The following is a 10,802-nucleotide window of genomic DNA, read 5'->3' as shown; positions in this document are numbered from 1 at the left end:
TGGCGACTTCCGTCTGCTGCGCTCCGAATGAGCGCGCCCGCAACCTGTATCCGATGATCGATTGGTAGCGACCGATTGCGGTCTCGACCAGAGATCGTTTCCCGTAGCCGGTCGCAGCGTGCCACTTCATCCGGCCATCGGTGTTGATCGCCGCGATGTGGCGGTCTCGTTGGCTCGAGGGACCGGCGTCTGGCCGTTTCACCGCGTTCGCGCGTGGCGGAATGACCACCGTAGCACCGGCGCTATGCCAGGCCACGGCGTCATAAGTTGAACTGCCGTCATAGGCGCCGTCGGCCGTGAACTGTCCGATCGGCGCATCGATCTGGTCAAGCAACGCCTTCACCTGCGAGGCGTCGCCGGCATCTTGGTCGGTCATGACGTGGGCGATGATGTCGCCGCTGCCGGCATCCAGAGCCAGGTGCAATTTTCGCCAGTTCCGACGTGATTTGGCACCGTGCTTCTCCTCCAGCCACTGGCCCGCGCCGTAGATTTCCAACCCTGTGCTGTCGATGAGGACGTGGACATGTCCCTTTCCCGGAGCTTGGTGCTTTCGCCGCCTGTCCGGCAATCGCCGTTTGCTTGCCCGACGGCTCAGGGTCGTATGATCGGGAACGGCGAGATCCAGTCCCATCAGGGTCAGCACTGAAGTCAAAAAGCCCTCCGTCTGGCGCAGCCGCAGGCCGAACACCAGTCCCAGCGTCAGGGCAGTTTCAATCGCCAGATCGGAATAACGCGGCTGTCCACCGCGCGTTGTCCGCTTCGGCGCCTGCCAGGACGACAGCGCCTCTGGCGTCATCCAAAGCATCAGGCTGCCACGTCGGCGAAGACCAGCCTCGTACTCTGCCCAGTTCGTGACCTTGAACTTCATCTTGCCAATACGATGGCGGCGGGAGGCGTTGTGCTTGAAAGGCATGGTGGCGGAGACCGATTATTGAGCTGGCCACCGCACCTAACCCACCGCGATTAACGATCCGCGCACCAACGCCATGTGCCACCACTGCCTCTTCCTTCGTACCGGCCTTCAAGAAGTCAATCGCGCCGCTTCGATCCAGCACGCTCTGGCCGCCATGCTCCTCGGACAGGACGATGCAGTGGCGCTGACGCTAGCGGGATTTTCCATCGGCATGGACGGGCATGATCGAGCCGCGGCATTCACGGCATTTGAGGCCGCGCTTGATATCAGTCCTTCCTCGGCGTTGACCTACATCCTGGGCAGCGTCATTCTGGGATGGGGTGGAGAAGCCGAGCGGGCCATCGAATGGAGCGAGCGCGGCATGCGGCTCAGTCCATTCGACTCATGGGCTTTCGCCGCATTCGACGCCCAGGCAATGAGCCATCTGTTGCGTGGTCGCTATGACGAAGCGTGTCGCGCAGCTTACAAGTCCGTTCAGGCCAATCCGGCACATAGTATCACTTACGTGCAATTGGCGGCAGCCTTGGCCAAGCTTGGGCATCTGGACGAAGCGAGAGCGGCGGCAGCGCGCGTACTCGAGCTTCAGCCTGCCTTTCGCTACGGTCGTCAGTTTGCCGGCGTGAATTGTGCCCCTGCGCTCGCAGAAGCCATGGGTGGCGCGCTACGGGATGCAGGCTTGCTAGAGTAGACTGCCCTGGTGCCTGCATGGGGAAGCGGGGAGCAGGCCACGCGACCTACCGATAGCCACCACCTCGCTCAACATCGTCCAACGCGTCGGGGGGCCGGTGCTTACCACATTGTGTGCAGGTATCCTGGAATGGCGACTGAGTGTTTCTGGCTCTGGAGGCCCGACGGCGAACGCCTATGTTTGGGCGTTCCTGCTGCTGTGCGTCTTCCATGGGCTCACCCTCATCGCCACCTTGTTCCTGCCGCTTCGGATCGATGAAAGGTCGAGAAAACCAAGGTATAGGTGTGAGCGGCATCAGCCACAAAACATAAGAGCCGCCCCACGAGCCAACGGCGATCAACTGACGCCGTTGAATACGACCATCTTGTCGTCGGCCATTTCTTCCATCGTCCAGGGAATACCCCCAACACCATATCCCGACTGCCTACGCCCGGCAAAAGGCATCCAGTCAGTTCGAAAGGCCGTGTGGTCATTCACAAGCACGGCCGATGCGTCCAAGTGCCTTGCTGCATAAAGCGCAACTGCTATATCAGCGGAAAATACACTCGCTTGGAATGCGTAGGGCAGCGAGTTGGCAATTCGGATTGCCTCGGCAACCTTGCTATAGCCGTAGACGCAAGTGAGCGGCCCGAAGACTTCAAGTCGCGACACCTTGGCATTCGCCGGTGGATCGAGCAGGACGGAAGGCAGAAGCGTAGTCTCGGACAGCCGCCCGCCGCCGAATTGCCTTGCTCCCATATCAGTCGCTTCCTTGATCCAACTTGCCACACGTTCGGTCTCGCGCGGCAGGATCAGCGGCCCGACCTCTGTCTCTTTTAGTGTGGGGTCCCCGGTACGGAGGCTTACGACCTTTGCGGCCAGTGCATCCGTGAAGGTCGCTAAAATGTCGTCGTGCACGAAAAGGCGTTGCACCGACACGCAGACCTGCCCAGAGTGGTAGTATCCACCTTTGACTATCGTGCCGACGATCGCATCAATGCTTGCACTACGGTCGACGATGACGGGAGCAGCTCCACCGTGCTCTAGCGCGCATCTCGTACCTGGAGGCAGCTTGCTCTTCAGATACCAGCCGACCTTCGCAGAGCCGATGAAGCTCAAGAAGGCGACGCGCTGATCCGTGGCAAAGCTCTCGGCAAGCTCATTGTCCTTGGTAATAAACGTTTGGCACCAGCGCTCGTCCAATCCAGCTTCCCAGAACAGCTTGACGATCTCGATGCAGGAAATCGGAGTGGTTGCCGCCGGCTTGACAATGACCGGACAGCCGACGGCCACCGCAGGCGCGATCTGGTGGATGATGAGATTAAGCGGATGGTTGAACGCCGATATTGCCGCCACGACACCGATCGGCTCCTTGGTCGTGAAAGCCCATCGGTTCATGCTCGCGGCAGTGAGGCCCATCGGGATCTCTGTGCCGCCAAAATTGCGAAGCTCGTCCGCGGCGTTGACGAGGCCATCGATCCCACGCGTCACCTCGATTATCGCATCCGTCAGGGGCTTGCCACCCTCGCGGGCAATCATCATCGCAAAGCGGTCTCGGTTCTCCGAGAGAAGCTTAGACACCCTTCTGAGGATTGCCATCCTGCGATGCGCTGGTAGCCAGCCATCACGATCGGCAAAGGCCCTCGCAGCGACGTCAAGCTTATGCTCGAGTGCTGCGGCATCGTCTGCCGGAATTTCTGCAATCAGTTCTCGGTCGAATGCCTGATAAACCTTCAGCGTAAGCGTCATCTCAGTCCTCCAGAATGGCGGGGAGCCGTTCGCGCAGCTCCTTGACCAACACGCGCTCGTTTTCCGAGTAATCGACAGGGATATTTACGAGGTGAACACCACCTCCGGAAAAGGCATCTTCGAGAGATTGCTTGAACTGGCTGATGTCGTCGACCCTTGTTCCCTTGGCGCCATAAGATTCAGCATACTTGACGAAGTCCGGATTGCCGAATGTCATCCCGAAATCTGGGAATTCGTCCACCGCCTGTTTCCAGCGGATCATGCCGTAGGCATCGTCCTCGATGACGAGAATGACGAGGTTCAGTTTCAACCGGACTGCCGTTTCGATCTCTTGCGAGTTCATCATGAAACCGCCGTCCCCACAAACCGCCATGACACGCCTTTCTGGATAAAGCATCGAGGCGACCATGGCCGACGGGAGCCCGGCACCCATTGTTGCAAGAGCATTGTCGAGCAGCAGCGTGTTTGCCATGCGCGTCCGATAGTTCCGTGCAAACCAGATTTTGTACATCCCGTTGTCGAGCGCGAGAATGCCGTCATGAGGCATGACCTCCCGGATGTCATGGACCAGCCGCTGCGGCGTAAGGCGTTCTTCCGTCGCCCGAACCGCGATGCGCTCGAGGATGCGCTCCCTGAGATGAAGAAGAGCCTGAGCGTTCGGCAGCTTGTCTTCGAGGCGATCCGCCAGCGCCCTCAGTGACGGGCCGATGTCGCCGATAACCTCCGATTGCGGGAAATAGACCTGCTCGACGGTCGCAGGCTGATAGCCAACATGGACAACGTTCGGACCGCCCTTGCCCATGATGAATGGCGGCTTCTCGATCGTGTCATGGCCGATGGTGATGATGAGATCGGCCTGTTCGATCGCCTCGTGGACATAGTCTCGTTCCGATAGCGCGGCAGTCCCCATATAGAGTTCCGTTCCGCCCGGAACCGTTCCTTTTCCCATCTGCGTCGTAAAGAACGGGATGCCGGTGCGAATGACAAACTGTGCAATGTCCGACGTCGAGCGAGGACGTGAAGCTGCAGCCCCGAGCATCAGCAGCGGGCGTTTCGCCGCTGTGACGAGCGCTGCTGCGCGATCGAGGGCAGCGTCACTTGCGATCGGCAGTTCCAGCTGATGCGGAGCGATCAGGGCGACGGGTTCGCACTCCTCGGCTGCGATGTCCTCCGGAAGCTCAAGATGAACCGGCCCCGGCCTTTCCTCCTGTGCGATCCGGAACGCTTCCCGGACCATTGTCGGGATCATCTGCGGCGAGATGATCTGCCTGGTAAGCTTGGTGAGCGGCTTCATTGATGCCACGACGTCGACCACCTGGAACCGGGCCTGCCGGGACGAAAGTATCCCCTTCTGTCCGGTGATCATCACCATTGGCATGGCTCCGAGCAGCGCGTATGCCGCACCCGTCGAAAGGTTCAAGGCACCCGGCCCGAGCGTCGTCAGGCAAACGCCCGGCTTGCCGGTCAGCCGGCCGTAGGTAGCGGCCATGAATGCGGCCGCCTGCTCATGCCGGGTCAGCACCAGCTGAATGGACGATTTGCGGATCGACTCGACGACATCGAGGTTCTCTTCGCCGGGGATGCCGAAGATGCGGTCGACGCCCTCATTTTCGAGCGCGGCGACGAGGAGATCAGAGCCTTTTGTCATTATGGATGCCTCTGTTGTTTGCCATGCCGATCGATAGGCGCGATCGCGATCGAGCGAGTGCACCGTCAAACATAGGCGTCATCGCGATCCGATCCAATCGCACGTTGATGCATATATTGCAGATGAGGTATGTTTAATCGACCGATCGAACAGTATCGGCGATGCAGCATCGTTACGGATGCCCTCTCCTATTGCCCGATAACTGCGCGTATGATCGCCGCTGACGAGGACTGTCCGATATTGCGAACAAGCGATTGACGATCAGCTCGTCACTTTGAATGGTCATTGCCGACTCTGTCGGGCAAATAAAGAGCGGATCCGGTCAACCCAGCGCCTTTGCTTGGCCCGGAAATTTTATCCGCATGGATCAAGCTAGAATTCGAGTTATAAGTTCGGTGAGCGAGTCAAACTCGCCAAACAATTGAAGAGGAACTATCATGCCTACCGGTACCGTTAAATTCTTCAATGAAGACAAAGGTTTTGGCTTCATTACGCCCGAAAGCGGGGGAGCGGATGTGTTCGTTCACGTCTCCGCCTTGCAGCGAGGTGGTTCGCTCCGAGAAGGCGAGAAGGTCAGCTACGAGCTGGGCCAGGACCGCAAGACCGGAAAGTCCAAGGCCGAAAACGTCAGCGTACTCTGATCGTATCAGCTAGGAAATCTGCCGTAGATTGAGCCCGTTTCACAATCGGAACAGGCTCAATCAATCCCACGATCTTGAGTGGGATCGAACTCGAGGTTCGTTGCATCCTGGACGACGTTAACCTTTGAAACTGCTTTGTTTATCCCTGCCTCCGGAGTTGAAGAAAACCGCTCTTGACTCAATCCTAAATGAGAACATAATAAGAACAAATTGCCGGAGCGTAGCACCGGCCGCGCAGTTCCATATCGACGAAACGACAGTTGGAACTCCCCTGGCTGCAGGGGAGTGAATAGCCCGGAGTTTCGTAGACGCCCTCGGGTTAGATTTTCTGCAGCCTCTCGAACTCGACGGGGGACAGCATCCCGTTCCTGTCGGGTTTGCGTTTTGGATTGTAGAACATCTCGATGTAATCGAACACGTCCTGGCGTGCTTCATCGCGTGAGCGGTAGACCCTGCGGCGTATCCGTTCACGCTTCAGAAGATTGAAAAAGCTTTCAGCCACGGCATTGTCATGGCAGTTGCCACGTCGGCTCATCGAATGAACCAGATTGTGGTGCTTGAGGAACGAAGACCAATCCATGCTGGTGAACTGCGAGCCCTGGTCCGAATGGATCAGCACCTTGTCCTTCGGCTTGCGCCGCCACACGGCCATGAGCAGGACCTGCAACACGACGTCTGTGGTCTGGCGGCTCTGCATTGCCCAGCCGATGACCCGCCGAGAATAGAGATCGATGACGACGACGAGATAGGCGAAGCCCTCGCAGGTCCGGATGCAGGTGATGTCCGCGACCCAGGCCTTGTCCGGAGCCGCCACGTCGAATTGCCGGTCGAGGGTGTTGTCGATAACGACGGAAGGCCTGCCGCCATAGATGCCAGGACGGCGCTTGTAGCCGATCTGTGCCCTGATTCCGGCAAGGCGGGTCAGACGCGCAACCCGGTTCGGGCAGCATATCTCGCCCTGATCGAGAAGGTCATCATGCAGCTTTCGATAGCCGTAGACCTTGCCGCCTTCCTCCCACGCCTTCAGGAGCAGATCAGTCTGTCGTTTGTCCTCGTTGGCCCGCCTGCTCAACGGGTTCTTCAGCCAGGCATAAAATCCACTCGGATGAACGCGCAAAAGACGGCACATCGTCCGCACCGAGAACTGCAAACGATGCAGTGCAATGAACGCGTACTTCACTTTGCATCCCCGGCGAAATACGCGGCCGCTTTTTTAGGATGTCTTGCTCCTCGGTAACGCGAGCCAACTCCTTCTTCAGCCGCCTGATCTCTTCGGCCTCGTCGTTGCCCTTGGCATTCGAGGTCGCAAACTTCTTCTTCCATTCGTACAGAGAATGCGCACTCTCCACGAGCCGCTGCGAAACCTCCGCGACCGGATAGCCCCGCTCGGTAATCTGACGCACGGCGTCGCGTTTAAAATCTTCGCTGAAATTCGACTTACTCATAATGCTCTTCTTGCCTCAATTTAGGAAAGAAGGCGTCTACAAATCTCGGGGCTATTCACTCCTTGCACCGCTTCAAAGCCCGTTCGGGCGACGTTCATAAACTTGACCACAACGCTCGGACGGCCTGGAACCTTTGCTGCAGGTAAAGGTTAATTCTCAAGGGAGTACCCCAATGAGCAACCATCTCAACAAACCGAGCCCAGATCTCAGAACGACGCCTGCACCCCAGCAGCCTTGGATGTCATGGATCACTATTCTTGTGATTATTGTGGTCGCGGCTCTTACCTGGAGCTTCTGGCCGCACGCCAGCACCACATATTCTAACGTCGCAGCCCAGACGACTACACAGCGGTCGACCACTACAACGCAGCCTGCGACTGCACCCGCTCAGCAATAGCGAGGGTCTACCGGGATGAGGATAAACCTATGGCCAAACATGACAAACCGCCTACATCGAGCACATCGGATGCAAAGCATGCTCGCAAGAGCAATGCTGCGGCATATGAGCGTGGCGCAGACGCCGGTAAACAAAAGTACCCGGAAGAAGGTAACCCCTATCCTGAAGGCAGTCGCGCCGCCAAGTCGTTTGAACACGGACAGCTAGACGCCCAAAAGGTCAGAAGCAGCGACAAACCGCCGGGACGATAGGTGACGACCGGCCAAAATCTCCGCTTTCGCCGGCGGCAGGAGCATGGCTTCGTCGTCACTGTCGTCCTCATTCATCAGATCCTTCAATGTCTCGTGCTCGTTATCCTCCTCTAGTTCATCTTCATCGGAGGCTTGCAGCCGATGCCGCATTGCTGCGCCCTCCGCGCGGCCTTCCTCCTCCCAGATTTCGTATGTCCGGCGGCGGATCTGCTCGTGTTTGTCAGCCGCCATCATCCCTCCTCACCCAATCGGGTTCTCTGCCAATCCTTCATGGCTTGATAGTAACTCGACATTCCGGGCTTTGTTCTGCGGACCGTCGCCAATTGCGAAGCCTTCAAATCCGACGTAAGCGCCGACCGCCAGCACGCATATTTGAATGGTTCAATTCGAATGAACCTCCTACTGTAAATGCATACGATTTCAATGCGTCAATCGGCTACTGCGTCTCAGTGCGGAACCAAGGATGATCTCGGTCGTTCTTCCGTTGCAACAACCCACGGAGGCTGAGATGCTCTATTATGCGCTCGTATTTCTCGTCGTAGCCCTGATAGCAGGCGCGCTGGGGTTCGGCGGCATCGCAGGTGCGTCGGCGTCTATCGCTCAAATCCTGTTCTTCATCTTCCTCATACTGTTCGTCGTATCACTCGTTATGCGGCTGGCTAGGCGGTGAACGCCGGCGGGCGTTGGAATGAAGGAAAACCACGTGACCGTGACTTATGATGTTGAAAAGCACGATAGCGGATATCCGCGCCAAAGCAGTGGATCTTGACGCCGCTCTTTCCATCGACAATACCGGAGGAAGCTGTCAAGAACTTTGGGAAGTAAGTGCCTATGAAGCGGCCAGGTCAGCCCGCGGAACTGGCCACCGCGTAGTTGATGCTGGCCGATCCTCTATCCAGCTATGTCTCGGGAGCCACGATTGCAGCGACTGGCGGCAAGCCCATCCTTCGACGCCAGCGACGCAAGGAATCTTTTATGAATTTCAAGAAAATCAGCGAGGTAGACGGGCAGAAAACCTAGGTCGTCGTGCTCGATGCCAACGAAGAAGCTTACCACACGCTCACAACATTTGCGACGGAACAAGGAAGGATTGATAACAGCTTCGTTCTCCGCCATCGGCGCTTTCGAAAATCCAAGGCAATCCTTTCAGGAGTTACACCGTGGTCAAGAAAACCACTGCGGCATCGCCGGCACGGAAACCTGCAACTGCGACCATCTGTGGCACCGCGGATGGATACAGAAGACTCTCTGTCTGAGGCTCCGACGACGGAGACACAACGCACACTCGTCAAGTCGCCTCCGCAATCGCGTCCCTGACCCGATGCCGCCACAATGTTGGTGTAGGAATTAAGAACGCACGAGTACGTTACCCGTCAATGATGAGAGCGGTTGTCGCGCCGAGGCACGTTCAATACTCCCCGTCAGCGATTTCGAACAGCCGCAGTCGAGCCTTCGCCCTGCGCGTGACTTCTATGGAAACGAATTAGAACAACCTGATTTGCCAGTTCCAACACCGTTGCACCCCTACTATCGAAGCCATCGACGGCTCGCGATACGCTGCGCCTCCCCCTGAAAGATTAGGGCAGATCGATTAGACATCAGCTTATAAAAGCAATCAGGGGCATTTCCTGATGGATTGGAGATTCTTATGAACAAACAACGCATTGCCCTTAACATTACGCGTGTGGCAACGTCGAGGCAGCACATGCTGGATCGATACAAACAGCACCTTCAAGCTGCTGCTTTGAAAAGCTCTGCTGGGGATCGCATCGGCGCGGAGAATGATTATCAGCACGCCGAACACTTCTTCCGCTGCGCTGCCGAAGAGAACGATGCTCATCGATTATGAACGCGATGACGCTGGCCGACCACGCCGGCGGCGAAACTGAGAAAGCTTGGCTCAAGATTCTCTCGAACTATTGCAAGCATGTCATAGGCCGAAGCCTGTACGAACTGGCTGTAACACTGATCCCGTTTGTGTTCTTTTGGGCGGCAGCCTGGGCCGCCTTGCATTTTGGCTACTGGCTCGGCCTGATCTTTATCATTCCTGCGGCCGGTTTCCTTTTGCGGTTGCTCATGCTGCGGCATGATTGCGGCCATGGCTCGTTCTTGGGAGTGTGGCGATTGGTTGACTGGACTGGTCGTGTGATCAGCGTCCTTACCTTGACGCTCTGTGATTACTGGCGCCGCGCCCATGCGGAACATCATGCTTCAGCCGGCGATCTCGATGAAAGGGGCGTCGGCGACACCACTACCCTCACCGTGGCGGAGTATCGTGCGCTTACGGGCAGAGGAAAAGTCGGCTATCGCCTGTACAGGCATCCCTTGGTGATGTTCGGTATCGGCTCCGCATTCCTTTTTCTGTTCAAGCAGAGATTGCCTTTCGGCATGATGCGAGTCGGAGCGACTGCCGCAGATTTCAACGATGGCGACCAACGCCATGATCGTAATTTTGGCGACAGATATGTGAATATCAAAGTCCAGCTAGCTGCATAACCGAACTGTGCTCCTGCCTGCGAATAGGCCGCTATTCCGCTCGGGTCATCGTCCGAGGCACCGGCTACCAGACCTGGCCCAAGGATTTCCAAGATTCGTGGTTTTGAAGGTTCCACGACAGCGCCTTTGTCGCCCATTTGATAACCGATCATAGCTGCCTCCCAGCAGAAGCCGGAACTAGGACAATTTGTCGGTCGCGGTGCCACAATGAAGCGTGCGACATGCGTGTTTGTTCCAGAAAGCTGTGGTCGGTTAAAGAGAATGCAACTGCAGAAATTTGGATCACGGATTGGAGTGAACCCCTGGGGCTGGACCAGCGATGCGCGTCAAACTAAGCCGCCTGCTGGGCGAGTTGGGTTTCAAATTCTGCTGGCGATCGATAGCCAAGGGCTGAGTGCAACCGCCTGGCATTGTAGATCTCCTCGATGAACCTGGGCAAGCGGTCAGCCACGTCCGCGAAGGTCTCGTAGCCAGCGGGGTAGATATCTTCCACTTTCAAGGTCTTCATGAAGCTCTCTGCCTGCGCATTATGATAAGGGTTGCCGACGGCGCTCATGGAACCCTGTAGACCAGCGGCATCGAGCGCCCGTCGATA

Annotated in this window: 8 protein-coding genes and 5 pseudogenes; 6 read left to right on the top strand and 7 right to left on the bottom strand. The window is 57.3% G+C overall.

Going from position 1 to position 10,802, the window contains the following annotated elements; all coding sequences use genetic code 11:
* Nucleotides 1-913, bottom strand: a 913-nt coding sequence (locus tag GA0061102_RS31955) for an IS5 family transposase (RefSeq protein WP_092856663.1), incomplete at its 3' end; no start/stop codon positions are given.
* 70 nt (nucleotides 914-983) lie between these two features.
* Between GA0061102_RS31955 and GA0061102_RS33810 the strand changes: the two are divergent.
* Nucleotides 984-1,601, top strand: a pseudogene (locus GA0061102_RS33810) (tetratricopeptide repeat protein); the annotation flags it as partial.
* Nucleotides 1,602-1,937: 336 nt separating this feature from the next.
* On the opposite strand, the gene GA0061102_RS31945 reads toward GA0061102_RS33810, so the two are convergent.
* Both GA0061102_RS31945 and GA0061102_RS31940 read right to left on the bottom strand, forming a co-directional pair.
* The gene (locus tag GA0061102_RS31945; RefSeq protein WP_092856661.1) at nucleotides 1,938-3,329 is read right to left on the bottom strand and encodes an aldehyde dehydrogenase family protein; all 1,392 of its coding nucleotides are present in this window, start codon (nucleotides 3,327-3,329) and stop codon (nucleotides 1,938-1,940) included.
* A gap of 1 nt (nucleotide 3,330) precedes the next feature.
* Nucleotides 3,331-4,977 (bottom strand): acetolactate synthase large subunit, encoded by a 1,647-nt coding sequence (locus tag GA0061102_RS31940; RefSeq protein WP_092856659.1) that lies wholly within the window; start codon nucleotides 4,975-4,977, stop codon nucleotides 3,331-3,333.
* 437 nt (nucleotides 4,978-5,414) lie between these two features.
* Between GA0061102_RS31940 and GA0061102_RS31935 the strand changes: the two genes are divergently transcribed.
* Nucleotides 5,415-5,618, top strand: a complete 204-nt coding sequence (locus GA0061102_RS31935) for a cold-shock protein (protein WP_092856656.1) — start codon at nucleotides 5,415-5,417, stop codon at nucleotides 5,616-5,618.
* A gap of 319 nt (nucleotides 5,619-5,937) precedes the next feature.
* Here the strand turns inward: GA0061102_RS31935 and GA0061102_RS31930 are convergent.
* Together GA0061102_RS31930 and GA0061102_RS31925 are read right to left on the bottom strand one after the other, a co-directional pair.
* A protein-coding gene (locus GA0061102_RS31930; RefSeq protein WP_092856652.1) for an IS3 family transposase occupies nucleotides 5,938-7,063 on the bottom strand; the annotation gives its coding sequence in 2 pieces (ribosomal slippage) (nucleotides 5,938-6,826 and nucleotides 6,825-7,063; 1,128 coding nt in all).
* Between the two features lie 655 nt (nucleotides 7,064-7,718).
* Nucleotides 7,719-7,942 (bottom strand): annotated as a pseudogene (locus tag GA0061102_RS31925) (DUF2934 domain-containing protein); the annotation flags it as partial.
* Nucleotides 7,943-8,219: 277 nt separating this feature from the next.
* Between GA0061102_RS31925 and GA0061102_RS31920 the strand changes: the two are divergent.
* From GA0061102_RS31920 to GA0061102_RS31905, 4 genes and pseudogenes are all read left to right on the top strand, one after another.
* A complete protein-coding gene (locus tag GA0061102_RS31920) occupies nucleotides 8,220-8,381 on the top strand; it encodes a DUF1328 domain-containing protein (RefSeq protein ID WP_068396316.1) in 162 nt (53 codons plus the stop codon).
* A 92-nt stretch (nucleotides 8,382-8,473) separates the two neighbouring features.
* A pseudogene (locus tag GA0061102_RS33805) lies at nucleotides 8,474-8,659 on the top strand (SDR family oxidoreductase); the annotation flags it as partial.
* A gap of 700 nt (nucleotides 8,660-9,359) precedes the next feature.
* Nucleotides 9,360-9,560 (top strand): DUF4167 domain-containing protein, encoded by a 201-nt coding sequence (locus GA0061102_RS31910; protein WP_092856648.1) that lies wholly within the window; start codon nucleotides 9,360-9,362, stop codon nucleotides 9,558-9,560.
* Nucleotides 9,557-10,169 (top strand): annotated as a pseudogene (locus GA0061102_RS31905) (fatty acid desaturase); the annotation flags it as partial. The gene GA0061102_RS31910 and the pseudogene GA0061102_RS31905, both read left to right, overlap by 4 nt.
* Before the next feature lie 4 nt (nucleotides 10,170-10,173).
* On the opposite strand, the pseudogene GA0061102_RS33800 reads toward GA0061102_RS31905, so the two are convergent.
* Together GA0061102_RS33800 and GA0061102_RS31895 are read right to left on the bottom strand one after the other, a co-directional pair.
* Nucleotides 10,174-10,359 (bottom strand): annotated as a pseudogene (locus tag GA0061102_RS33800) (divalent metal cation transporter); the annotation flags it as partial.
* Between the two features lie 179 nt (nucleotides 10,360-10,538).
* On the bottom strand, nucleotides 10,539-10,802 hold a 264-nt coding region (locus GA0061102_RS31895; RefSeq protein ID WP_139115137.1), incomplete at its 5' end, for an integrase core domain-containing protein.

The organism is Martinezella miluonensis (genome assembly GCF_900094545.1).
Classification (GTDB): Bacteria; Pseudomonadota; Alphaproteobacteria; order Rhizobiales; family Rhizobiaceae; genus Rhizobium; species Rhizobium miluonense.
This window is presented reverse-complemented; position numbering and strand designations above follow the sequence as displayed.

Bases quoted from the DNA above. Each gene is read 5' to 3' on its own strand.
- GA0061102_RS31945 (WP_092856661.1), bottom strand. From the start codon at position 3,329: ATGACGCTTACGCTGAAGGTTTATCAGGCATTCGACCGAGAACTGATT.
- GA0061102_RS31940 (WP_092856659.1), bottom strand. From the start codon at position 4,977: ATGACAAAAGGCTCTGATCTCCTCGTCGCCGCGCTCGAAAATGAGGGC.
- GA0061102_RS31935 (WP_092856656.1), top strand. From the start codon at position 5,415: ATGCCTACCGGTACCGTTAAATTCTTCAATGAAGACAAAGGTTTTGGC.
- GA0061102_RS31920 (WP_068396316.1), top strand. From the start codon at position 8,220: ATGCTCTATTATGCGCTCGTATTTCTCGTCGTAGCCCTGATAGCAGGC.
- GA0061102_RS31910 (WP_092856648.1), top strand. From the start codon at position 9,360: ATGAACAAACAACGCATTGCCCTTAACATTACGCGTGTGGCAACGTCG.